23 protein-coding genes are annotated in these 22,945 nt (G+C 72.0%); 10 read left to right on the forward strand and 13 right to left on the reverse strand.

Features of this window, described 5'->3' with window-relative positions; genetic code table 11:
* Positions 1–40 precede the first annotated feature (40 nt).
* The 3 genes from ACIBJF_RS23315 to ACIBJF_RS23325 all read right to left on the reverse strand — a co-directional run bounded on the left by ACIBJF_RS23315 (position 41) and on the right by ACIBJF_RS23325 (position 3,589).
* Positions 41–1,090, reverse strand: coding sequence for an endonuclease/exonuclease/phosphatase family protein (locus ACIBJF_RS23315; protein ID WP_399176303.1), 1,050 nt, complete (start codon positions 1,088–1,090; stop codon positions 41–43).
* A gap of 187 nt (positions 1,091–1,277) precedes the next feature.
* Complete coding sequence (locus ACIBJF_RS23320; RefSeq protein ID WP_399176305.1) at positions 1,278–1,907, reverse strand: TetR/AcrR family transcriptional regulator; 630 nt, start codon at positions 1,905–1,907, stop codon at positions 1,278–1,280.
* Positions 1,908–2,002: 95 nt separating this feature from the next.
* On the reverse strand, positions 2,003–3,589 hold the full coding sequence (locus ACIBJF_RS23325; RefSeq protein WP_399176306.1) for an MFS transporter: 1,587 nt from the start codon (positions 3,587–3,589) through the stop codon (positions 2,003–2,005).
* A gap of 197 nt (positions 3,590–3,786) precedes the next feature.
* On the opposite strand from ACIBJF_RS23325, the gene panB reads away from it, so the two are divergent.
* The 3 genes from panB (at position 3,787) to ACIBJF_RS23340 (ending at position 7,095) form a co-directional block, all read left to right on the forward strand.
* Positions 3,787–4,653, forward strand: a complete 867-nt coding sequence (gene panB / locus ACIBJF_RS23330) for a 3-methyl-2-oxobutanoate hydroxymethyltransferase (RefSeq protein ID WP_351798344.1) — start codon at positions 3,787–3,789, stop codon at positions 4,651–4,653.
* A gap of 547 nt (positions 4,654–5,200) precedes the next feature.
* Positions 5,201–6,226 (forward strand): ATP-binding cassette domain-containing protein, encoded by a 1,026-nt coding sequence (locus tag ACIBJF_RS23335; protein WP_399176307.1) that lies wholly within the window; start codon positions 5,201–5,203, stop codon positions 6,224–6,226.
* Positions 6,223–7,095, forward strand: a complete 873-nt coding sequence (locus tag ACIBJF_RS23340; protein WP_399176309.1) for an ABC transporter permease — start codon at positions 6,223–6,225, stop codon at positions 7,093–7,095. Before ACIBJF_RS23335 ends, ACIBJF_RS23340 begins: the two co-directional genes overlap by 4 nt.
* 26 nt (positions 7,096–7,121) lie before the next feature.
* Here ACIBJF_RS23340 and ACIBJF_RS23345 read toward each other — a convergent pair whose 3' ends face one another.
* Entirely contained in the window at positions 7,122–10,385 is a 3,264-nt protein-coding gene (locus ACIBJF_RS23345) for a BTAD domain-containing putative transcriptional regulator (protein ID WP_399176405.1), read from the reverse strand.
* A 14-nt stretch (positions 10,386–10,399) separates the two neighbouring features.
* The gene (locus ACIBJF_RS23350; RefSeq protein WP_399176311.1) at positions 10,400–10,885 is read right to left on the reverse strand and encodes a DUF6578 domain-containing protein; all 486 of its coding nucleotides are present in this window, start codon (positions 10,883–10,885) and stop codon (positions 10,400–10,402) included.
* Positions 10,886–11,001: 116 nt separating this feature from the next.
* Between ACIBJF_RS23350 and ACIBJF_RS23355 the strand changes: the two genes are divergently transcribed.
* Positions 11,002–11,772 carry a site-2 protease family protein gene (locus ACIBJF_RS23355; RefSeq protein ID WP_399176312.1) on the forward strand — a complete coding sequence of 257 codons (771 nt, stop codon included), beginning with the start codon at positions 11,002–11,004 and terminating at the stop codon, positions 11,770–11,772.
* Here the strand turns inward: ACIBJF_RS23355 and ACIBJF_RS23360 are convergent.
* From ACIBJF_RS23360 to ACIBJF_RS23370, 3 genes are read right to left on the reverse strand one after another with little or no spacing between them, the layout of a single operon-like run.
* Complete coding sequence (locus tag ACIBJF_RS23360; RefSeq protein ID WP_399176315.1) at positions 11,769–12,011, reverse strand: hypothetical protein; 243 nt, start codon at positions 12,009–12,011, stop codon at positions 11,769–11,771. The genes ACIBJF_RS23355 and ACIBJF_RS23360 overlap by 4 nt on opposite strands.
* 4 nt (positions 12,012–12,015) lie before the next feature.
* Complete coding sequence (gene npdG, locus ACIBJF_RS23365; RefSeq protein WP_399176316.1) at positions 12,016–12,729, reverse strand: NADPH-dependent F420 reductase; 714 nt, start codon at positions 12,727–12,729, stop codon at positions 12,016–12,018.
* Between the two features lie 35 nt (positions 12,730–12,764).
* Complete coding sequence (locus ACIBJF_RS23370) at positions 12,765–13,838, reverse strand: exo-alpha-sialidase (protein ID WP_399176317.1); 1,074 nt, start codon at positions 13,836–13,838, stop codon at positions 12,765–12,767.
* Between the two features lie 145 nt (positions 13,839–13,983).
* Between ACIBJF_RS23370 and ACIBJF_RS23375 the strand changes: the two genes are divergently transcribed.
* Positions 13,984–14,583, forward strand: coding sequence for a hypothetical protein (locus ACIBJF_RS23375; protein ID WP_399176319.1), 600 nt, complete (start codon positions 13,984–13,986; stop codon positions 14,581–14,583).
* Positions 14,584–15,124: 541 nt separating this feature from the next.
* Entirely contained in the window at positions 15,125–16,402 is a 1,278-nt protein-coding gene (locus ACIBJF_RS23380; RefSeq protein WP_399176321.1) for an MFS transporter, read from the forward strand.
* On the opposite strand, the gene ACIBJF_RS23385 is transcribed toward ACIBJF_RS23380, so the two are convergent.
* Positions 16,403–16,636: a hypothetical protein gene (locus ACIBJF_RS23385; protein WP_351798326.1), complete on the reverse strand. Its 234-nt coding sequence runs from the start codon at positions 16,634–16,636 to the stop codon at positions 16,403–16,405. It abuts the gene before it with no gap.
* Between the two features lie 58 nt (positions 16,637–16,694).
* Here ACIBJF_RS23385 and map point away from each other — a divergent pair, with 58 nt between their 5' ends.
* On the forward strand, positions 16,695–17,552 hold the full coding sequence (gene map, locus ACIBJF_RS23390) for a type I methionyl aminopeptidase (protein WP_399176323.1): 858 nt from the start codon (positions 16,695–16,697) through the stop codon (positions 17,550–17,552).
* Positions 17,553–17,659: 107 nt separating this feature from the next.
* Positions 17,660–18,307, forward strand: coding sequence for a heme oxygenase (biliverdin-producing) (locus ACIBJF_RS23395; RefSeq protein WP_399176325.1), 648 nt, complete (start codon positions 17,660–17,662; stop codon positions 18,305–18,307).
* Positions 18,308–18,314: 7 nt separating this feature from the next.
* Here the strand turns inward: ACIBJF_RS23395 and ACIBJF_RS23400 are convergent, their stop codons facing one another.
* Genes ACIBJF_RS23400 through ACIBJF_RS23415 form a run of 4 tightly spaced genes read right to left on the reverse strand, consistent with a single transcriptional unit; the run spans position 18,315 to position 20,364 of the window.
* Positions 18,315–18,959, reverse strand: coding sequence for a PhzF family phenazine biosynthesis protein (locus ACIBJF_RS23400; RefSeq protein ID WP_399176326.1), 645 nt, complete (start codon positions 18,957–18,959; stop codon positions 18,315–18,317).
* The gene (locus ACIBJF_RS23405) at positions 18,952–19,833 is read right to left on the reverse strand and encodes a hypothetical protein (protein ID WP_399176328.1); all 882 of its coding nucleotides are present in this window, start codon (positions 19,831–19,833) and stop codon (positions 18,952–18,954) included. The genes ACIBJF_RS23400 and ACIBJF_RS23405 overlap by 8 nt, the downstream gene beginning before the upstream one ends.
* 28 nt (positions 19,834–19,861) lie before the next feature.
* The gene (locus tag ACIBJF_RS23410; protein ID WP_399176330.1) at positions 19,862–20,107 is read right to left on the reverse strand and encodes a type II toxin-antitoxin system RelE/ParE family toxin; all 246 of its coding nucleotides are present in this window, start codon (positions 20,105–20,107) and stop codon (positions 19,862–19,864) included.
* Positions 20,104–20,364 carry a type II toxin-antitoxin system Phd/YefM family antitoxin gene (locus tag ACIBJF_RS23415; protein ID WP_399176331.1) on the reverse strand — a complete coding sequence of 87 codons (261 nt, stop codon included), beginning with the start codon at positions 20,362–20,364 and terminating at the stop codon, positions 20,104–20,106. The genes ACIBJF_RS23410 and ACIBJF_RS23415 overlap by 4 nt, the downstream gene beginning before the upstream one ends.
* A 177-nt stretch (positions 20,365–20,541) precedes the next feature.
* Here ACIBJF_RS23415 and efeO point away from each other — a divergent pair, with 177 nt between their 5' ends.
* Positions 20,542–21,678: an iron uptake system protein EfeO gene (gene efeO, locus ACIBJF_RS23420; RefSeq protein WP_399176333.1), complete on the forward strand. Its 1,137-nt coding sequence runs from the start codon at positions 20,542–20,544 to the stop codon at positions 21,676–21,678.
* Between the two features lie 2 nt (positions 21,679–21,680).
* Positions 21,681–22,943, forward strand: coding sequence for an iron uptake transporter deferrochelatase/peroxidase subunit (gene efeB, locus ACIBJF_RS23425; RefSeq protein ID WP_399176334.1), 1,263 nt, complete (start codon positions 21,681–21,683; stop codon positions 22,941–22,943).
* Positions 22,944–22,945 lie beyond the last annotated feature (2 nt).

Raw genomic sequence — 22,945 nt, forward strand, 5'->3', positions numbered from 1 at the left:
GCTGCGGAACAAAGCCTCTCAGGCCCAGTATTCCAAGGGGTTACGACGACGTGTCCGGCTTCACACGGGCAGCCACCGGCAGGTGGTCGCTGCCGGTGCGCGGCAGCGTCCAGGAGCTCTCCGGCTCCACGCCCCTGACCATGATCTGGTCGATCCGTGCCATCGGGAACGCCGCCGGCCAGCTGAACCCGAAGCCGCTGCCCGCCGCACCCTGCGTGGAACGCATCTGGGAGGTGACGGCGTTGAGGGAACGGTCGTTCATCGTGCCGTTCAGGTCGCCGAGCAGCACCACCCGCTTCAGCGGCTCGTCGGCGATGGCCTCGCCGAGCGCGTTGGCGCTCTTGTCGCGCTCCCGGGCGGTGAACCCGGCCTTCACCTTCACCCGCACCGAGGGCATGTGGGCGACGTACACCGCGACGGGGCCGTGCGGGGTGGTGACGGTGGCCCGCATCGCGCGCTTCCAGCCGAGCTTGATGTCCACCGCCCGCACATCGCTCATCGGGTACTTGCTCCACAGGCCGACCGTGCCCTCGACGCCGTGGTACCGGTACGTCGGCGCGAGCGCCTTCTCGTAGGTCGACACGGCCGCCTGCGGGACCTCCTCCAGGGCGAGGATGTCGGCGCCGGAGGCGGCCACCTCGCGGGCGGTCGCGGCGGGGTCGGGGTTCTCGGCGTTGACGTTGTGGGTCGCCACCATCAGGTCGCCGCCCGGGCCCGTCTTGTCGGTGAGCAGCCCGCCGAAGAGGTTCAGCCACACGATCGCCGGGAGGAGTACGGCGATCAGCGCGGTCGCCGACCTCCGCAGCAGCCCGAGGCCCAGCAGCACCGGGATGGCGAGCCCCAGCCACGGCAGAAACGTCTCGGTGAGGCTGCCGAGGTTGCCCACCCGGTTCGGGATGTGCGAATGCAGCAGCATCACCAGGGCGAGCAGGAGGGCGAGGACCGCGAGGACGACGCCCCGGCGCCAGACGCCCGGATCGCCGCGCCAGCCGGCAAGGAGGCGGTGCACCAGGCGCCGAAGCCGGGATCCCGGTCGCTCGGGCCCCGAGCCGCCGTTGTCCGTCTCCGTCATGTACGCCTGCTGCGCCATACCGTCTGCCTCACTGCCTGCCGTGCACACCGTCGTTCCCCCGTGTTCTTCCGACCCTAGGGGATGATCGGCTCCGCTCCCGCCGTCCCATGACGGCCGTACGGAAGACGATGACGAAGGAAGCGGGATAGGGAGTTCCGTTACCCCCGGGACACCAGGGGTTTGTGACGAAACGCGCATATAAGTGCTACGAGGCTGTCGAGCTGACGGGCCGTAGGCCTTCCAGGACCGTGTCGACGATCTGCTCCGCCAGGTCCTCGGGCAGGTCGCCCTCGGGGCGCAGGACGGTGCGCACGAGCATGGGGCCGACGAACAGGTCGTTGGCCAGGTCCAGGTCGACGTCGGGACGCAGTTCGCCGTTCTCCCGGCCTCGGCGCAGCACCTCCATCCCGAGTTCGCGGCGGGGCGCGATGACGATGGCGTGGTACGCGGACCAGATCTTCGGGCTGTGCTTCATCTGCGCGTAGACGTTGTGCAGGATCGCCGAGGAGCGGTGGACGAGTCCGCGTTGGCGCAGGGACTCCAGCAGCACGACGAGGTCGTCGCGCAGGGAGGTACCGGGGAGTTCGGGGTCGGGGGGTTCGGCGGCGCGTACGACGTCGACGAACAGCTCCTCCTTGCCGCTCCAGCGGCGGTAGATGGTGGCCTTGCCGACCCCGGCCGTGCGCGCGACGCGCTCGATGGAGAGTTCGGCGAGCGGTACGCCGTCCTCCAGGAGCTTCATCACGCCTTCCAGAATGGCGCGTTCCACGGCCTCGCTGCGGGGGCGTCCCCGCACGGGCCCGTCCGGTCGCGGCCGGCTCTCGGCAAGGCTCACGTCGTCCGTCCTCTCACTGTGCTGCGGGAATTGTCCCGCAGCCGCCTCCTTCCCCCGTGGAACCTCGATGGGAACCCCTGGTCCGCCGGTCCGCGTCAGTCCGCGGCCGCGACCAACTCCGTCTCCTGCTCGCCCGCTTGCGCGGCCGGCGGCTTGCCGGGCAGGAACAGGGCCGTCACCACGGCGCCGACCAGCGCGACACCGACTCCGCACAGGGCGGTGACGTGCATGGCGTGCAGGAACGCGTCGTCGGCCGGGGTGACCAGGGCCTTGCCCCGCGGGCCCAGCTTGCCGGCGATGCCGAGGGTGGCCTCGATGGACTCGGCCGCCTTGTCGCGCAGGGCGGGCGGCAGCATGCCGAGCTTGCCCTCGATGCCGTTGCGGTAGGACGTGGCGAGCACCGAGCCGAGTACGGCGATGCCGAGCGCGCCGCCGACCTGGCGGAAGGTGTTGCTGAGCGCGGAGGCGGAGCCGGCCTTCTCGCGCGGCAGCGCCTGCATGATGACGACCGACGTCGGCGTCATGATGTGCGCCATGCCGGTGCCCATGAGGAAGAAGACGACCTCGAGGATCCAGATCGGGGTGTCGGCCTCGAACGTGGCGAACGCGGCCAGTGTCGCCGCGATCAGCACCAGTCCGGCGGTGGTGGTGGCCTTGTTGCCGAACCGGTCGACCAGCAGCCGGGCGCGCGGCGCGAAGATCAGCTGGGCGCAGGCGAGCGGCAGCATCAGCACACCGGACTCCAGCGGCGAGTAACCGCGCACGCTCTGGGTGTAGAAGACACCGAAGAACGTGACGCCCATCAGCGCGAAGAAGACCAGCGCGATGGCGCTCATGGCGGCCGAGAAGACCTTGTTCTTGAAGTAGGTGACGTCGAGCGACGGGTGGTCGCTGCGCTTTTCGAAGACGACGAAGCCGGCCAGGACGACGAGACCGGCGATGATGGTCGCCAGCACCTTGGCGTCGGTGAAGTCGGCGAGTTCGCCGCCCTTGATGATGCCGTAGACCAGCAGGACCAGGCCGACGACGGACAGGACGACGCCGACCGGGTCGAGGCGGCCGGGCTTGGGGTCACGGGAGTCGGGCACCAGCCAGGTCATCAGGACCAGCGCGACGATCACGATCGGCACGTTGATGAAGAAGACCGAGCCCCACCAGAAGTGGTCGAGGAGCGCGCCGCCGGTGATCGGCCCGATGGCGATGGCGAGGCCGACGCCGCCCGCCCAGATGCCGATGGCCTTGGGCTGCTCCTCGCGCTCGAAGACGTTCATCAGGACGGCGAGGGTGGCGGGCATGACGAAGGCGGCGCCGAGGGCCATCAGCGCGCGGAAGGCGATCAGCTGGCCCGGCGAGCCGGACTCGGCGGCCAGGGCGGAGCCGATGCCGAACACGGCGATGCCGCCGAGCAGCACCTTCTTGCGGCCGAGGCGGTCACCGATGAGGCCCGCGGTGAACAGCAGGCCGGCGAAGACGAGGGTGTAGGCGTTGATCGCCCACTCGATCTGCCCCTGGGAGGCGCCGAGGCCGGTCGGCGCGGGGCTGGAGATGGTCTTGATGGCGACGTTCAGGATCGAGTTGTCGAGCACCACGATCAGCAGGCTCAGCATGAGCACGCCGAGGATCGCCCAGCGGCGCCGGTGCACCGCTTCCGGTATCCGGGAGGCAGGGACAGGACTTGTCATGTGTTCGACCCTACGACCATTTCGATACGGAACGGTCTCGTATCTTAGTTCTTTACCAAGGCCTTACACAGCTGGGTCTCGGCCACGGTTGTGGATCACAGGCGGTTCCCCTGGCCCTGGCTGGCACGAGGTGCCACCATGGAGACGATCCGGGGACGCCGTCAGGGCGCCTCGAGATGACTGAAGGAGCCGTTGCCATGACGCAGCTTTCGGCTGCCCAGAACAAGCCCTCCGACGGCAGCAAGGCGCTGTACGGGGGGAAGGGCACCCGCCGCATCACCGTTCGCGACATCGCCCTCGCCAAGGAGCGGGGTGAGAAGTGGCCCATGCTCACCGCCTACGACGCGATGACCGCGTCCGTCTTCGACGAGGCCGGGATCCCGGTGATCCTCGTCGGCGACTCGGCGGGCAACTGCCACCTCGGGTACGAGACGACCGTGCCCGTCACCCTCGACGAGATGACCATGCTGTCGGCGGCCGTGGTACGCGGCACGCAGCGCGCCCTGATCGTCGGCGACCTCCCCTTCGGCTCCTACCAGGAGGGCCCGGTGCAGGCGCTGCGCTCGGCGACCCGGCTGGTGAAGGACGCCGGGGTGGGCGCGGTCAAGCTGGAGGGCGGCGAGCGCTCGCACGAACAGATCCGGCTGCTGGTGGAGTCCGGCATCCCGGTCATGGCGCACATCGGGCTGACCCCGCAGTCCGTCAACGCGATGGGCTACCGCGTGCAGGGACGCGGCGAGGAGGCGGCGCAGCAGCTGCTGCGGGACGCGAAGGCGGTGCAGGACGCCGGCGCGTTCGCCGTGGTCCTGGAGCTGGTTCCGGCGGAGCTGGCGGCCGAGGTGACGCGGGTGCTGCACATCCCCACGGTGGGGATCGGCGCCGGGCCCGAGACGGACGCGCAGGTCCTGGTCTGGACCGACATGCTCGGGCTGACCTCCGGCCGGGTGCCGAAGTTCGTCAAGAAGTACGCCAACCTGCGTGAGGTCATGGGCGACGCGGTGAAGTCGTTCGCCGAGGACGTCGTCTCCGGGGCGTTCCCGCTGGAGGAGCACTCCGTCCACTGAGCCATTGCGGCAACACCCGGGCAGCCCGCCGATCTTCCCCCGTCGGCGGGCTGTCCCCGTTGTGCGCCCGAACCGGCGCCGCTCCCCCGGTTCGGCCGGTCGGGGTGGTCGACGGCCAGGCGCAGTCCGATGGTGGCGCCCATGCCGCGGCCGGGCATCGGCGCCGGCTCGTCGGTGACCTGTGCCGGGAGGCGGTGGACGTCGTCGGCGTGCGTCCGATCGAGGGTGGCCGGACCGGACCGATGATCGCGCCCCGGTGGTCGGCGTCCGGCCAGTCGTCCCGGGGGCACCACCGGCCGCCGTCCCGGTGATTTCGGCCGGGAAGATCCGCATGCCGCCGACCGGATGTCGCCGGGAACGCCCGCGACGGCCGCTGTCGTGTCGAGGACCCGGGGCCGGCCCGCCCGGCGGACGGCGTCACGGACAAGGGATGACGAGGGGTGCCGACGGCCGGCCGACGGATGTGCCGACGGGCTGTCGGTGCGCCGCAGGCGGCTGTCGGTGGCCTGTCGGTGGTTTGTCGGCAGCCCCTGGCACCGTCTTCCCCATGACGCGAATCCATGAGAACCCCGTCGGCGCAAGCCACGCAGTGACGGTACGGGGACTGGTCAAGCACTACGGCGAGACCAAGGCGCTGGACGGTGTCGACCTGGACGTCCGCGAGGGCACCGTGATGGGTGTGCTCGGTCCGAACGGCGCCGGCAAGACCACCCTCGTGCGGATCCTGTCCACCCTGATCACCCCGGACGCCGGCCAGGCCACCGTGGCCGGGTACGACGTCGTACGGCAGCCCCGGCAGTTGCGCCGGGTCATCGGGCTCACCGGGCAGTACGCCTCCGTCGACGAGAAGCTCCCCGGCTGGGAGAACCTGTACATGATCGGCCGGCTGCTGGACCTGCCCCGCAAGGACGCCCGCGCCCGCGCCGACGAGCTGCTGGAGCGGTTCTCCCTGACGGAGGCGGCCAGGCGGCCCGCGAGCACGTACTCCGGCGGCATGCGGCGGCGGCTCGACCTCGCCGCCTCGATGATCGGCCGGCCGGCCGTCCTCTACCTCGACGAGCCGACCACCGGACTCGACCCCCGTACCCGCAACGAGGTGTGGGACGAGGTGAAGGCGATGGTCGGCGACGGCGTCACCGTGCTGCTGACCACCCAGTACATGGAGGAGGCCGAGCAGCTCGCCTCCGAGCTGACCGTGGTCGACCGAGGCAAGGTCATCGCCACGGGAGGGATCGAGGAGCTGAAGGCCCGCGTCGGCGGGCGCACCCTCCGGGTCCGGCCCGTCGACCCGCTGCAGCTGCGCCCGCTCGCCACCATGCTGGACGAGCTCGGCATCACCGGGCTCGCGACCACCACCGTGGACACCGAGTCCGGGGCCCTGCTGGTGCCGATCCTCAGCGACGAGCAGCTGACCGCCGTGGTCGGCGCGGTCACCGCGCGCGGCATCACGATCTCCGCCATCACCACCGAACTGCCCAGCCTGGACGAGGTGTTCCTGTCCCTCACCGGCCACCGCGCCGGTGCCCCGCAGGACACCACGCCCGCCGAATCCCGCGAGGAGGTCGCCGTATGAGCTCCCACCCGTCGCCCACCACCACCCTGAACGAGGCGCTTCGCGCCGCCCCTACGATCACCGCCACCGTCGCCGTCGCCCACGCCGACGTCCGGATCCCGCTGCGCGGGCATCTGCGGCACACCGGCGCGCTCATCCGCCGCAATCTGCTCTGGATCCGCCAGGACCCGGAGTCGATGTTCGACGCGCTGCTGATGCCGGTCGTCTTCACCCTGCTGTTCGTGTACGTCTTCGGCGGATCCATCGGGCAGGCGCTCGGCGGCGGCCAGGGCCAGTACGTGCAGTACGTCATCCCGGGCATGATCGCGATGATGAGCATGACGCTGTCCCAGGGCGTCGGCACCGGGTTCAGCCAGGACTTCAACAGCGGGGTCATGGACCGGTTCCGGTCGCTGCCGATCGGGCGCGGGTCGGTGCTGTTCGCGAAGATCGCCGTCGAGCTGGCCCGGATGCTGTTCGCCACGGCCGTGCTGATGGTCGTCGCCGTGCTGGTCGGCTTCCACATCACCCACTGGGCCGGCCTGTTCGCGGCGGTGGGTCTGTCCGCGCTGTTCGCCTCCTCGATCATGTGGGTGTTCCTCACCCTGGGCGTGATCCTGAAGAACGCGCAGTCCGTGCAGGCGATGGGCTTCCTGGTGCTGTTCCCGCTGCAGTTCGGCTCGTCGATCTTCGCGCCGACCAAGTCGATGCCGGGCTGGCTGCAGAGCTTCACCGACTACAACCCGCTGTCCACGCTCGCGGACGCGGCCCGCGGCCTGATGATCGGCCGCCCGGTCGCACACGACCTGTGGGTGACCGTGGCCTGGTCGGTGGCGATCACGGCGGTCATGGGACCGGTCGCGATCCACAAGTTCCGCACGAAGAGCTGACGTCCGCCCGCTCCGAGCGGGACGGCTCAGACCAGGGCGGTGGCCTCCGCGAGGGAGAGGCCACCGCCCTCGGCGTACGCGGCCCGGTAGGCGGGTTCGTCCAGGGCCTCCCGGATCCGGCTCTCGGCCATGTCATGGCACCGGCGCTCGACACCGGAGAGGATGTGCCCGGACGGCAGCAGGGCGTGGGCGGCACCCAGGCAGCGGGCGGCGTCGACGGACCGACCGCCGCCGTCGACGCGGGCGAGGCCCATCGCCGCGGTGTAGAGGCAGATGGAGTCCAGATGCGGGGCGACCGCCTTGGACAGCGGGTCCTGAGCGAGCTCCAGCGCCCGCCGGACCCCGTCCAGCGCGTCCTCGGCACGGCCGTCGAGGGCGTCCAGCCAGGCCTCCTGAGTGAGGATCATGGCGTCGAAGACGACGAAGTGCGCGATCCTGAACTCCTCGCGCAGCGCCCGCAGTTGTTCACGCGCCTCGCCGGTACGGCCGGTCAGGCCGAGCCAGCAGGAGAGGAACAGCCGGGCGGCGGGCATGGCCTCGTTGAGGGAGCCGTCCTTGCTCGCGATGACGCCCCTGAGCAGTGCCTCGCCGCGCTCGATGTCCCCCGCCTCCATGAGCACGCTGCCGAGACGGGCGCGGAGGATGGCCATCTGGCCGCGCGCGCCGATGCGTTCGGCGTGTTCGATGGCCGCCCGGTAGTCGGCGGCGGCCTCCTCGTGGGCGCCCTGGCGTTCATGGGCCTCGCCACGGGCGGACAGCGCCTCGGCGGTGCCCCAGGCGTCACCGAGGCGGTGGAAGATCTCCAGGGCCTCCTCGGCGTCCCGGGTGGCGTTGCCGGCCCAGGCGGCCCGGTTGGCGAGGAGGTTGGCGCGCAGTTGCAGGGCGCCGGCCAGCTCCCACTCGAAGCCGGGGGTCTCCCGGCAGGTCCGCACGCTGGCGTCGACGACCTCCCGCATCCGTGTCACACCGCCGCCAGCCAGGATCACCGCGTAGAACCACACCATGCCGGGCGCACGGCAGGTCTGCGGCAGCCCCGGTCGGTAGACCCGGGTGATGGCGCGGAGCTTGGCCTGGGCGTCGGGGGTCTGCCAGGCCTCCAGCTCGTGGTCCATGCAGGCGAGGTGGGCGAGGTGGACGCCGCGCCGGGCCTCGGCGAGGACCTCGCCGGTGTACGGGGGCGGGGCGTCGGTGCAGCGCTGCCACACCGGCTGCGCGGGCCGGACGGGTTCGGTGAAGGGGTCGGGACCGAGCGCCATGACCTCCCGGCACCAGTTGCGGGTCTCGATGCGCAGGTCCCGCATCTGCCAGAACCACACCAGGGACAGCACCAGGCACAGCCCCTCCTGCTCGTCGCCGGCCGCGACGGCGTGCCGCAGGGCGGTGCGCAGGTTCTCGTACTCCAGCTGGAACCGGTCGATGGCGGTGGGCTGTTCGGGGCCGCGCAGCAACGGGTCGGTGGTGCGGGCGAGTTCGCGGTAGTACGTCAGATGGGCGCGCTCGGCCTCGCCGCGGCGCCCGGTCTCGTCGAGCCGTTCGCCGGCGTACTCGGCGACGGTCTCCAGGAGCCGGTAGCGCATCCCGCCCTCCGCCGAAGGGGCGGCCACCACCAGGGACTTGTCGACCAGGGAGCCGAGCGCGTCCAGGGCGACGGGCCCGCACACGGCCTCGGCGGCGGCCAGGTCGCAGCCGCCCGCGAAGACGGACAGCCGGGCGAGGACGTCCCGCTCGTCGGCGTCCAGCAGCTCCCAGGACCAGTCCACGACGGCCCGCAGGGTCTGCTGGCGGGGCAGGACGGTGCGGCTGCCGGAGGTGAGCAGCCGGAAACGGTCGTCGAGGCGGTCCGCTATCTGGCGTGGGGTCAGCATCCGCAGCCGGGCCGCCGCCAGCTCGATCGCGAGCGGGAGTCCGTCGAGCCGCCGGCAGATCTCCGCGCAGGCCTCGGGATCGTCCTGGACGAGGAATCCGGGCCGGGCCGCCGCCCCCCGGTCGGCGAGCAGCCGCAGCGCGACCGGCTCCGGCAGCGGCTCCACCGGGCGCACCAGCTCCCCCGGCACGCCGAGGGGTTCGCGGCTGGTGGCGAGGACGGTCAGCTGCGGACAGCGGGCCAGCAGGCGCTCGGTGAGGTGGGCGGCGGCCTCGATCACATGCTCGCAGTTGTCCAGGACGATCAGCATCCGGCGCCGGGCGCAGTGCTCCACGATGCGTTCGAGGGGGTCGTCGTACCGCTCGGCGACCGCGCGGATGCTCTCGGCGCCAGCGCCGTGCAGCACGGTGTCGCGGGCGCCGATCGCGGTGAGCACGGCCTGCGGTACGGCCTCGGGGTCGTCCACGGGCGCCAGTTCGGCCAGCCACACCCCGTCCCGGACGGTGTGCCGCACCGCCTCGGCGGCCTCCTGGGACAGCCGGGTCTTCCCGGCGCCGCCCGGACCGAGCAGGGTGACCAGGCGGGCGGCGGCCAGATCGGCGCCGATGGCCTCGATGTCGCTCTCCCGGCCGACGAAGGAGGTGAGCCGGGCGGGCAGATTGCCCACGGCCGCCGGCCCGGGCCGCGGCGCCGGGTGCTGCTCGGTCAGCAGCTCGGTGTGCAGGGCGCGCAGTTCGGGCCCGGGGTCGGAGCCGAGCCGGTCCGCGAGCCGCCGTCGTACGTCCTCGTAGGCGGCGAGTGCCTGGGCCGGGCGGCCGGCGTCGCGCAGGGCGCGCAGCCGCAGCGCCTGGAGCGGCTCGTCCAGCGGATGGTCGTCGCACAGGGCGGTCAGCTCGGGCAGGGACTGCTCGGCGTGCCCGAGGGCGAGCGCGGCGGTGTGCCGGGCGCGCAGCGCGTCCAGGCGGCGGGTCTCCCAGCGGGCCGCCTCGGCGGCGTGGTCGGGCAGGTCGGCGAGGGCCGGGCCGTGCCACAGGGCGAGCGCGTCGTCCAGGACGGCGGCGGCCTTGGCCGGGTCGCCGTCGGCGAGGGCCCGCAGGCCGTCGCCGGTCAGCCGCTCGAAGCGGCTGAGGTCGACGTCGTCGGGCGCGGCGGTGAGCCGGTAGCCGCCCTCGGCGGAGGCGACGGCGTCCGCGCCGAGGGTACGGCGCAGCCGGCCGACCAGCGCCTGGAGCGCCCCGGCGGCGTCGGCGGGCGGGTCGGCGCCCCAGACCTCGTCGACCAGCACGCCCACGGGCACGGTCCGGCCGGCCCGGAGCGCGAGCACACCCAGCAGGGCACGCAGCCGCGCCCCGCCGACCGGGACGGCCGTGCCGTCGGGGCGGAGTACCTGGGTGGTGCCGAGCAGGCGATAGCGCACGGGGTCCATTGTCACCGGAGCGGTCACCGGTGGTCACCGGGTTGCGGCGGCGTGCCGTCGGGGACGTCCAGGGTGACGAGGGCGCCCTGGGTGCGGCGGATGCGGTGCGGGCCCCGGTCCCTGCCCGGTTCCTGGCTCTCGAACCACTTCGGGCAGGTGCCGACGGCCTCGACGCTGTGCGCGCCGGGCACCGGTTCCGTGCTGTACGGGGACGGGAGGAAGATCACTCCGCGGGACTCCGACGGTTCGAGGGCACGGTCGACGCGCTCGAGGGCACGCTGGTCGGTGCGGGCCAGGTACTCCTGGTGCACCAGGTCGATGGCCCGCACCCGGCCGACGGTCTCCTCGTCCGGGCCGCCGTGGTTCTCCACCCACGCCTCGGCGCCGTACCCGTGGCCCTCCCGGACGGCTTCGGCGTCGTAGGCGACCAGCTTCCAGGACACCTCGTCGCCCACCGCGAACGGTGTGCCGCAGCACTCCATCTGCCAGTCTTCGTAGAACACCCTCATCCGTGGCATTCCCCCAGGGTCCAGGAACCGGACGGCGAGTGCGAGACGTTTCCCCCGCGAGGGCGCGGCCGGTACGGTCGCACTCCGCACCGTCCCCACCGCACAGGAGCCCGCCGATGACCATCGCCTCCACCCGCCGCGGCGACCGCCGGGTCAGCCCCGTGTTCGTGGGCATCCTGGCCGTGACGGCGGTGACGGGCTGGGCCACCTGGACGGGCTATGCGGCACGGCCGGGCGTCGCGGTGTTCCTGTTCGTGACGGCGGCCTGGATCGTCTCCCTGTGCCTGCACGAGTACGCGCACGCGCGCACGGCCCTGCACAGCGGCGACATCACGGTCGGCGCGAAGGGCTACCTCACCCTGAACCCGCTGAAGTACACGCACGCGCTGCTGAGCATCGTGCTCCCGGTGCTCTTCGTGATCATGGGCGGGATCGGTCTGCCGGGCGGCGCGGTGTTCATCGAGCGCGGCCGGATCCGGGGCCGCTGGCGGCACAGCCTGATCTCGGCGGCGGGCCCGCTGACGAACGTGCTGTTCGCGGCGGTGTGCACGGCCCCCTTCTGGCTGGACGCCCTGGACGGCATACCGAGCGACTTCCGGTTCGCGCTCGCCTTCCTGGCCCTGCTCCAGGTGACGGCGGCGATCCTGAACTTCCTGCCGGTGCCGGGCCTGGACGGCTACGGCGTGATCGAGCCATGGCTGTCGTACAAGGTCAAGCGCCAGGTGGAGCCGTTCGCGCCGTTCGGCCTGATGTTCGCGTTCGCGCTGCTGTGGGTGCCGTCGATCAACAGCGCGTTCTTCCACATGGTCGACGCGATCCTGCGCGGACTGGGAGTCAGCGAACTGGACACCTCGTACGGCTGGAGCCTCTACCGCTTCTGGGCCTAGGCCGAGCGTCCGCGCTTGACGTAGTACCAGGTCATGTTGGACGTCAGGCCCGCCAGCAGCACCCAGACGATCCCCAGCCAGCTGCCCTGGGCGAAGGAGACGACGGCGGCGGCCACCGCGAGCACGCAGACGACGAGGGTGTAGAGGGCGAGTCGCCGGGTCCGGGTGGGCGGGGGCGGAAGGGGCATGGGAGTCGGCTCCTTGCGGGGGACACTGCTACGCCGAACAGTGTCCCCCATCGGCTCAGACGTCGGTGACGCGGAGCCCGGCGTGAGCCTTGTAGCGGCGGTTGACGGAGATCAGGTTCGCGACCAGCGACTCCACCTGGTGGGCATTGCGCAGCCGCCCGGCGAAGACGCCGCGCATGCCGGGGATGCGCCCGGCGAGGGCCTGCACGATCTCGACGTCGGCCCGCTCCTCGCCCAGCACCATCACATCGGTGTCGATCTGCTCGATCTCCGGGTCCTGGAGCAGGACGGCCGACAGGTGGTGGAAGGCGGCGGCGACCCGGGAGTCCGGCAGCAGGGCGGCGGCCTGCTCGGCGGCGCTGCCCTCCTCGGGCCGGATCGCGTAGGCGCCCTTCTTGTCGAAGCCGAGCGGGTTGACGCAGTCCACGACGAGCTTGCCGGCCAGTTCCTCGCGCAGGGCCTTCAGCGTGTCGCCGTGGCCGTCCCACGGTACGGCGACGATCACGATGTCGCTGCGGCGCGCGGCCTCGGCGTTGTCGGCGCCCTCGACGCCGTGGCCGCATTCCTGGGCGGCGGTCCGGGCGCGGTCGGCGGACCGCGAGCCGATGATCACCTTCTGGCCGGCCCTGGCGAGCCGGTAGGCGAGGCCCTTGCCCTGCGGTCCGGTGCCGCCGAGCACGCCGACGACGTATCCGGAGACGTCGGGCAGGTCCCAGGGGTCCTTGGCGGGGGCCTTGGCAGGGGTCTGTGCACTGTCGGTAGTGGTCATGGGGCGAGCCTACGTCGGTGGCGCTCGCGGCACGCTCAGGTGAGGCGGTGCACGGGCACCCGGCGGAAGGTGACGGTCTCGTAGGCGCTGAAGTCCCCGGTCTCGTAGAGGAGTCCCACCGTGTCCCGGTCGACGCGGACCAGGTCGGAGTAGGCGGCGGGCAACCCGTCGACGGTGAACGCCGTGCGCCAGGTGGTGCCGCCGTCGGTGGAGGCGCGGATCGTCATCAGGGCGCGGAAGGCGGGGTCGGCCGGGCCGGAGTAGAGGAGCAGGTCCGGGTCGCGGAGCTGGAGGACGGAGGCCTCGCAGACGGGTGCCGTCAGCCCGGCCTGCGGCCGGAACGGCTTGACCAGGGTCTTCCCGCCGTCCGTGGAGTGGGCGTCGGCGCGGTTGCCGGGCGAGGGCGAGTCGTTGCGGGTGTTGAAGTAGACGCGCCCGTCGGGGAGTTCGGCGGCGGTGGTCTCGTTGACGTTGATGTAGCCGTCGGTGTTCTCGTCGACGTACCCGAGGTGCCAGGACTCTCCCCGGTCGTCGCTGAGCAGACAGTGGCCGCTGTTGTACTGCGGCTCGGCGCCGGTGTCGGTGCCGGTGGGCGGCACGGTGTGGTTGGCGGGGACGAGGACGCGGCCGGTGCTCAGCTGGAGGGCGTGGCCGGGGGTGGTGGCGTACCAGCGCCAGCCGCGCTTCTTCACCTGCGCGGTGATCTCCCGGGGCGCGGACCAGGTCGCCCCGTCGTCGTCGCTGTGCCGCACCCACACCCGCCGCCCGTCGGCGTCCGAGACCTGGCCGCGCAGGATGGCGGCCTCGGTGGCGCCGGCGGCGGCCCGGATGTGCACGAGCAGGACGCGGCCGGTGTCGAGGACGACGGGGGCGGGGTTGCCGGCGAGGTCCTTGCCGTTGCTCGCGGCGACCTGGAGCGGTCCCCAGGTGCGGCCGCCGTCCGTGGACCGCCTGAGCACGATGTCGATGCGCCCGTGGTCGGCGGCGGAGGCGACACGGCCCTCGCAGAAGGCGAGCAGCGTGCCGGCTCGGGTGGCGACGACGGCCGGGATCCGGAAACTGGCGTAGCCCTCGTGTCCGGCGCGGAAGGGGACGGTGACCTCGGTCATCGGGCGGCTCCTCGGGAGGAGAGGGGAACGGGGACCGGTCCGTACGGAGACGTGTTCGCACGGTGACCGGTGAATGTCCCCGGAGCGGGCGAATTCCGGGTGAACTCCGCGTCACGAGTGACCGGTTGCGGCAGGATGCGGGCGCATGGACGCCGTACGGGTCGCGCTGCTGCGGGAAGTGCTCGCCGGGACCGAGTGGCTGGGGGCCACCCGGAGGTTCGCGGGGGTGCTGCGCGGGTCGGTGGTGGCACATGGGGGCGGGCTGCTGCTGGTGGGCACGCCGGAGTACGAGCCGTGGCATCTGGCGGCGCATCTGGTGGACGAGGCCGCGTGGTCCGGCACGCCCGAGCTGGCGCCGACCCTGGTACGGCACCACGCGCGCCCCTGCGACCCGCCCCACCTGGCGGTGGGGCCGGGCCGGATCGAGGCGGCGCGACGCGGTGAGACCCTGCTGGTCGTGGCCCCCGAGGAGCCCGCGCCCCTGCTGGAGCGCGTGCACGACGCCCGCCGGGCTGGGGTGACGGTGCTGGCGCTCGGCGCGGACGACGGCGACCTTGCCGCACTGGCCCACGACACGCTGCCCGTACCGGAGGCGGCGGAGTTGGACCTGGACACCGTCCAGCACCTGGTCAGCGCGGCGGCGGGCGAGAACGGCGGTGTCTCTCCGAGGGTTCGGCGGGGTTTCCGGGACCGCCTGTCGAGGCTGGCGGAGATCCTGACGGCCCCGCCACCCGCCTCCTGGTGACCTCCGCCCACGCACCGCCCGTCCCGGTCGGCTGGAAAGCGGGCCGCACAGGGGGGCGGCCGAGGCGAGTCTTCCGGCTCGACACCCTTTCAGCCGCCCCAGCCGGGCGGGCGGGTGAGAGCCGGAGTCCGGGACGGAGCCGCGGGAGCGCGGGGGCGCGGGGAGAAACGGCACGGTCCCGGGTTTTTCGCGCGACAGCGAAGACTTCTCGGGGCGCCCTCCCAGCCGGCCGAGACGCGCGGGCAGGTGGGCAACGCCGACGGCCATGGGCCGACCGGGGTGCGGGTGCCGCAGACACCGGGCACTTCGTGAACCCGCCGCACGGTCGGCCGAGCCGGTTCGGGCGCCCTCCTAGGCTGGCCGACACGCGGGGGCGGGTGGGCGACGCCGACGGCCATGGGCCGACCGGGGTGCGGGTGCCGCAGACGCAGGGCACTTCGCGAGCCCGGCCGGTTCGGGTGCCCTCCCAGCCGGCCGGGACGCGTAGGTGGGCAAGGAAAATCGGTTGCTGCGGTACCGTCGGCGGTCGAGCATGCGTCGGGTGGCCCGTGCTCTTCTCCCCGACCTCGCCCCCTGGAAAGCCTCCGCGGATTTTCGCCGGCTCTGGAAGTCGGGGCTGATCAGCAACTTCGGCAGCTTCCTCACCTTCGTCGCGCTCCCGGTCCAGCTGAAGGACCTCACCGGATCCGCGGCGGCGGTGGGCGCGATCGGCGCCGTGGAGCTGCTGCCGCTCATCGTGTGCGGTCTGTACGGCGGCGCCCTCGCCGACGCGCTCGACAAGCGCAAGCTCATCGTGTGGACGGAAGGCGGGCAGGGCGTGCTGAGCGCCCTCCTGCTGCTCAACGCCCTGCTCCCGCACCCGGCGGTCTGGCCGCTGTACGCCGTCGCCGCCCTCTCCTCCGCTCTGGTGTCCGTCCAGCGCCCGGCGCTCGACTCCCTGTGGCCCCGGATCGTCGCCCACGACGACATGCCTGCCGCGGCCTCCCTGAACTCCCTGCGCTGGACCGTCGGCGGTGTCGCGGGCCCGGCCCTGGCCGGCGTGGTCGTCGCCTACGCGGGCCTCGGCTGGGCGTACGCCGCCGACCTGCTGACCTTCGCCGTCTCGCTGGCGTACATCGCGCGGATCGCCCCCTCCCCCGCCTCCCACGAGGCGTCGAAACCCTCGCTGCACGCCGTCCTGGAAGGCGCCCGCTACGCCTGGAGCCGTAAGGAACTCCTCGGCACCTACGTCGTCGACCTCGCGGCGATGTTCCTGGCCATGCCGCTCGCGGTGCTGCCGTTCCTCGCCGACGAGCTGCACGCCGACTGGGCGCTGGGCCTGATGTACGCCGCCGTCCCCGCCGGGGCGATGCTGGTGAGCCTGACCAGCGGCTGGGCCTCCCGGGTCCACCGGCACGGCCTGATGGTGGTGCTGTCGGCCACGGGCTGGGGCCTCGCGGTCGCGGCGGCCGGTATCTGCGGGAACGTGTGGCTGGTGCTGCTGTTCCTGACCGTCGGCGGTGGCTTCGACATGGTCAGCGGGATCTTCCGGGCCGCCATGTGGAACCAGACGATCCCGGACGAGCTGCGCGGCCGGCTCGCCGGGATCGAGCTGCTGTCCTACTCGGTCGGCCCGCAGCTCGGCCAGGTGCGGGCCGGCGGCATGGCCGCGTGGGCGGGCGTACGGACCTCCGTCGTCTCCGGCGGGCTGGCGTGCGCGGGCGCCATGGGACTGCTCGCGCTGTGCCTGCCGGGACTCATGACGTACGACGCCCGCACCAACGAGCACGCGGTGCGGATGCGCGAGCGCCGCACCGCCGCCGTACCCACGGAGGTGTGATCACTCCTCGTCGGTGCTCCCGCCGGCCGGCGCGTCGTGCCAGCGCGGGTCGTTCTCCCACTGGAGGTTGCGCTCGGCGGCGGTCTCCATCGCGTGCCGGGCCTCCTCCGGGGAGGCGTACGGACCGAAGCGGTCCTTGCCCGGGCACTCCGGGCCCTCCTCGACCTTCTTGTGCTCCAGGCAGTAGTACCACTCGCCCGGCTTGCCGACGGTGCGCTTCTTGAACAGGGCCATGAACAGCTCCTCTCGCCAACGACATGTTCCCCCATGCCGACTGGATAGACTCGCTGTCATGTCTGGCCAGTCGCTGCTCGTACCGGGGGAGCTGTCCCCCACCCGTTCGGTCCCCGGAAACATCCGCCGCCCCGAGTACGTCGGCAAGCCCGCGCCGGCGCCGTACACCGGTCCGGAGGTGCAGAGCCCGGAGATCATCGAGGCGATGCGGATCGCCGGCCGTATCGCCGCGCAGGCGATGGAGGAGGCCGCGAAGATCATCGCGCCCGGGGTCACCACGGACCAGCTGGACAAGGTCGCCCACGAGTACATGTGCGACCACGGCGCCTACCCCTCCACGCTCGGCTACCGCGGCTTCCCGAAGTCCCTGTGCACCTCCGTCAACGAGGTCATCTGCCACGGCATCCCGGACTCCACGGTCCTCAGGGACGGCGACATCGTCAACCTGGACGTGACGGCGTACATCGGCGGGGTGCACGGCGACAACAACGCCACCTACCTGGTCGGGGACGTGGACGAGGGGTCCCGGCTGCTGGTGGAGCGGACCCGGGAGGCCCTGAACCGCGCGATCAAGGCGGTCAGGCCGGGCCGGCAGATCAATGTCATCGGCCGGGTCATCGAGTCCTACGCCAAGCGGTTCGGCTACGGAGTCGTCCGCGACTTCACCGGCCACGGCATCAACTCCTCCTTCCACTCGGGCCTGATCATCCCGCACTACGACAGCCCGCACGCGACGACGGTCATGCAGCCGGGCATGACGTTCACGATCGAGCCGATGCTGACGCTGGGCACCCACGAGTACGACATGTGGGACGACGGCTGGACGGTCGTGACGAAGGACCGCAAACGGACGGCCCAGTTCGAGCACACGCTGGTGGTGACGGAGACCGGCGCGGACATCCTGACCCTGCCCTAGCGCCGCGCTCGCTTCGGCCATGACCGCACGGCCCGCCCTCTGCGAGGGCGGGCTTTCTCTTGTAAAATTTTACCGACATACTGTCGGCAAGATGCGGGGACGGCTTCATGGACACCTTCTCGACCCTCATCCGCACCGCGTCCCACGAGGCACACGGGGAGGCAAAGACGTCGGCCTTCATGAGCGACCTGCTCGGCGGCCGGCTGGGCGTGGCCGCCTACGCGCGCTACACCGAGCAGCTGTGGTTCGTGTACGAGGCGCTGGAGAGCGGCGCCGCACGGCTGGCGGCGGATCCGGTGGCGGGTCCGTTCGTCCGGCCCGAGCTGTTCCGGCTGGCGGCGCTGGAGCGGGACCTGGCGCATCTGCGCGGGCCGGGATGGCGGGCGGGCCTGAGCGCGCTGCCCGCCACGCGGGAGTACGCGGCCCGGGTCCGCGCGTGCGCCGAGCGCTGGCCCGGCGGTTACGTCGCCCACCACTACACCCGCTACCTCGGCGACCTGTCCGGCGGCCAGATCATCCGCGACCGGGCGGAGAAGACCTGGGGGTTCAGGAGGAAGGGCGACGGCGTCCGCTTCTACGTCTTCGAGGGCGTCCCCAACCCGGCCGCGTTCAAGCGGAGTTACCGGCAGCTGCTGGACGGGATACCGGTGGACGACCTGGAGAAGCAGCGGGTCGTCGGGGAGTGCAGGCGGGCCTTCGCCCTGAACACCGCGGTGTTCAGGGCGCTCGGGTACGAGTTCCCGCTGAGCGCCTAGGGGGCGGTCAGCGCTCCAGGAACACCCGGCCCCCCACCTCCACCCACCCCTCCGGCTGCGGCGCGGTCAGGATCTGGGAGCCCTTGCCCTGGGTGATGTTCAGGGCGCGGCCCAGCCGGTCGGTGAGGAGGAGGGCGGCGGCGCCGGTGGCCTCGTCCTCGTCGATGCCGTCGTCGCGGCCGGGGAAGGCGCGGGCGCGGATCCGGCCGGCCGCCTCGTCCTCCCAGGCCCAGGCGTAGATCCACTCCCCCGGCGGTGGCACGTCCAGGGCTTCGACCTCGTCCGCCGTGCCGTACTGGCGCAGGGTGCGCGGCGGCGCCCACTGAGCGCGCGCCTCGATCCAGCTGAACTCGCCGTCCAGGCGGGCGCCGACCACTCCGGCGGGTGTGACCAGTTCGGGGACGTCGAGCAGCCAGGCGGTGCCGACGCAGGGGTGACCGGCGAAGGGCAGCCGCAGGGTGGGCGTGTAGATGTCGATCACGCCGCGCTCGGGGTCGTCCACGAACACGGTCTCGCTGAAGCCGAGTTTGGCCGCGAGCTCCTGCCGGTCGGCTCGCTCGGGCAGCACCGAGCCGTCGCGTACGACACCGAGTTCGTTGCCGTAGCCGCCGTTCGGTCCGCAGAAGACGCGGAGCACGTCGTAGTCAGTCACAGGGGAATTGAAACATCGCGGCAGCCGCGAGCGCGTCCCAGGCGGGGGCGCCGCCGGGGAGGGGCCAGGAGTAGGTGCGCGCCGGCTCGTAGGGCAGCGAGGACAGGGTGTCGGCGTACGCCCGCAGCATGGTCTCCCTCTGCCGCTCGACGCCGGGGGTGGCGGGGCGGGCGGCGAGCCGTACCAGCCGTGACGCATGGGAGTCGGCCACCTCGTCGGCGGTGCGACGCCAATCCTCCTCTTCCGGCACCCGGGTGAGCACCACACACGGCGGGGTCAGCCCCTCCGCGAGCGCCGCCACGGCCCGGTCGTGCCCGTCCAGGAGCAGCCAGCCGTCGAGGGCGGTGACCCACCACAGCAGAACCGGGGCCAGGGTGCCGCCACGGGCGTGCTTGCGACAGGCCTTCACCCGAGGGGCATCCTCGGACGAGAGCGGACGCAGGGGTACGACGCCGTGCCAACCGGCAGCGGACCAGTCGAGGTGGCAGTGGGGCCAGTCGCGGACAAAGTCCTCGCCGTGCCAGACGTACGGCGGGAAGGCGTTGCGCACCCCGAGCAGCCAGCGGGAGTCGTGCAACGGGCCTGCGGGTGCCCGCTCGAGCCATCGCGCATAGGCGTGCACCCAGTTGGCGGCGCTGCGCATCAGCGCCGAGCCGATCGGCGGGAGCGGTGGGCGGTAGCCGTCGTACCGGCTGACGTACACGCCCTGGTTCCACTTCTCGACCCGGCCCAGCAGTACGACGCGCCCGCCCTGCCGCAGCAGCATCCGGCCGCCGTCGGCCGCTTCGAAGCGGAGCGGCGGCGGACCCGGACGCTGCCGCACATCCAGCACCAGGCCACCGGCTCCCCACAGCTCCCTGCGCGCGCTCCCCATGCCGGCCACCCTCCCACCGCCGGCGCTGTCAGCGCACGCGCCCGAGGTGGATCACGGACACGCGGATCTGCCGGTCGCCGACCTCGTACATCACGCGGTAGGGGCCGACGTGGATGCGCAGCAGGTCCGCGCCGCCGAACGCGCCATCGGGCCGCGGGTTGTCGCCGAGACGGTCGCCGGCGCTGAACACCTCCCGCACCCCATGCGGGTCGTCCTTGGCGAAGCGCTCTGCCTGGACGAGGGCCTCGGGCTCCCAGATGACCTCGTACCTCACGCCTCGCCCTCGCCGAACACGCGCCGATAGGCCTCGTCGTGCGGGACACCGGCGTCCTCGGCCCGGGCCTGGCGCGCACGATAGGCCGCGAGCGCCCGCAACTCCTCCAGCTCCAGGGCGTCGGCGGGGCTTATCAGTATCGCGACGGTCTGCCCGTGGTCGGTGATGGCGACCGGTTCGCGGGTGGCGCTGACCGTGCGCGCGATGGCACCCAGGCGGGCACGGGCTTCGACGATCGAGTACGTCAACTCCGTCATGCACACCACCTTACAGAAGTGTGCACCTCTCGCCCATGGAACACCTTTGGCACACAGCGGCGCTCTCGGTCGCATGAACGCTGTTGAGACCTGAATCACGACCCCGAAAGGTATGAGCCAGGTAAGGCTAAGGTAAGTTAGGGCAGCCTCACCAAACGAGATCCGCCAGGAGCCCGCATGCGAGCCGTCCGACTGACCGTCACCGCCGCCACCACGGTGGCCGCTCTGACTGCCCTTACGGCCTGCACCGCGAAGAGCGATGCCAAGGACGGTGACGCCGTCCAGGTCACCGCGGCCGACTCGAAGTGCGACACCTCGGCGAAGTCGGTCCCCGCCGGACAGGTCACGCTGAAGATAGAGAACAAGGGCTCCAAGGCCACCGAGGTCGAGATCCTGTTCCCGGACGACCGGATCGTCTCCGAGAAGGAGAACATCGGCCCGGGCACCAAGTACACGCTGACCGCCGAGGTGAAGGCGGGGTCGTACGAGATCGCCTGCCGTCCGGGCATGAAGGGGCACGGCGTCCGGCAGAAGCTCACCGTGACCGGTGGCGGTACGACGGCGAAGCGGGACCCGAAGCTGGACACGGCAGTCGCCCAGTACCGCAGATACGCCCAGGACCAGGCCGACGAGACGCTGCCGAAGGCCGAGGCCTTCGCCAAGGCCGTCAAGGACGGCGACCTGGACGCCGCGAAGAAGGCCTACGGACTCTCCCGCCTCGGCTGGGAGCGCACCGAGCCGGTCGCCGAGTCCTTCGGTGACATCGACCCGAAGGTCGACGTCCGCGAGGACGGCCTGGAGGACGGCCAGAAGTGGACCGGCTGGCACCGGCTGGAGAAGGCCCTCTGGCAGGACGGGAAGATCGGCGCCGAGGAGAAGGCGCTCGCCGATCAGCTGGTGACCGACCTGAAGGACTGGCAGGAGCGGGTCGGCAAGGCCGAGATCACCCCGACCTCCATGGCCAACGGCGCCAAGGAGCTGCTGGACGAGGTCGCCACCGGCAAGGTCACCGGCGAGGAGGACCGCTACGCGCACACCGACCTGGTCGACTTCAAGGGCAACGTCGAGGGCGCCCAGAAGGCGTACGAGCTGCTGAAGCCGGTCGCCGCCGAGAACGACCCGGCGCTGACCAGGGAACTGGACAAGCAGTTCACCGCGCTCAACGCGCTGCTCGACACCTACCGCTCGGACAAGACGTCGTACGACTTCGTCTCCTACGACAAGGTCACCAAGGAACAGCGCAAGGGGCTGTCGGACGCGGTGAACGCGCTCGCCGAGCCGCTGTCGAAGCTCGCCGCCGCGGTGGTGAAGTAGCCATGACCGAGCACACCGACGGCAGCGGTCCGTCGCGCCGGGCGCTGATCGGCTGGGGCGGTGCCGGGCTCGCGCTCGGCGCCGCCGCGGCCGGCGGGGCCGTGGCGATGGCCAGGACCGGCGACGACCTGGCCTCGGCGGCCGCCGAGGCGGGCGGCGCGGTGGAGTTCCACGGCGCCCACCAGGCCGGCATCGCCACCCCGGTGCAGGACCGGCTGCATTTCGCCGCGTTCGACGTGAAGACCGACGACCGCGAAGAGTTCGTCCGGATGCTCAAGGACTGGACGGCGGCGGCCCGGCGGATGACCGCCGGAAAGCCGGTCGGCGAGGGCGCCTTCGACGGGCTCGCCGAGGCCCCGCCCGACGACACCGGCGAGGCGATGGGGCTGAAGCCGTCCCGGCTGACCCTCACCATCGGCTTCGGGCCGTCGCTCTTCGACCGGTTCGGGCTCGAGGACCGCCGGCCGGAGGCCCTGGTCGACCTGCCCAAGTTCCCCGGCGACAACCTGGAGAAGGCGCGCACCGGCGGCGACCTGTGCATCCAGGCCTGCGCCGACGACCCCCAGGTCGCCGTGCACGCCATCCGCAACCTCGCCCGCATCGGCTTCGGCAAGGTCGCCGTGCGCTGGTCCCAGCTGGGCTTCGGCAAGACCTCCTCGACCACCCCGGACGCGCAGACCCCGCGCAACCTCTTCGGGTTCAAGGACGGCACCCGCAACATCGCGGGCACCGAGACCGACCGGCTGCGGAAGTTCGTGTGGGTCGGCGACGGGGATGCCGGCGACAAGGACGCCTGGATGACCGGCGGGTCGTACCTCGTCGCCCGGCGCATCCGCATGAACATCGAGACCTGGGACCGCACTTCGCTCCAGGAGCAGGAGGACGTGTTCGGGCGGGACAAGCGCGAGGGCGCGCCGGTGGGCAAGGCGAAGGAGCACGACGCGCCGTTCCTGAAGGCGATGAAGCCCGACGCGCATGTGCGCCTCGCGCACCCGGACTCGAACAACGGGATCACCATCCTGCGCCGGGGCTACTCCTTCACCGACGGCACCGACGGCCTCGGCCGGCTGGACGCCGGACTGTTCTTCCTGGCCTACCAGCGGGACGTGCGCGAGGGCTTCATCCCGCTGCAGCGCAAGCTGTCCGCGCACGACGCGCTCAACGAGTACATCCAGCACGTGGGTTCCGCGGTCTTCGCGATACCGCCCGGCGTCCGGGACTCCGGCGACTGGTGGGGCCGCTCGCTGTTCTCCAAGGAGGCCTAGCC

It is taken from the genome of Streptomyces sp. NPDC050743 (assembly GCF_044456925.1).
In the GTDB taxonomy this organism is placed as follows: domain Bacteria; phylum Actinomycetota; class Actinomycetes; order Streptomycetales; family Streptomycetaceae; genus Streptomyces.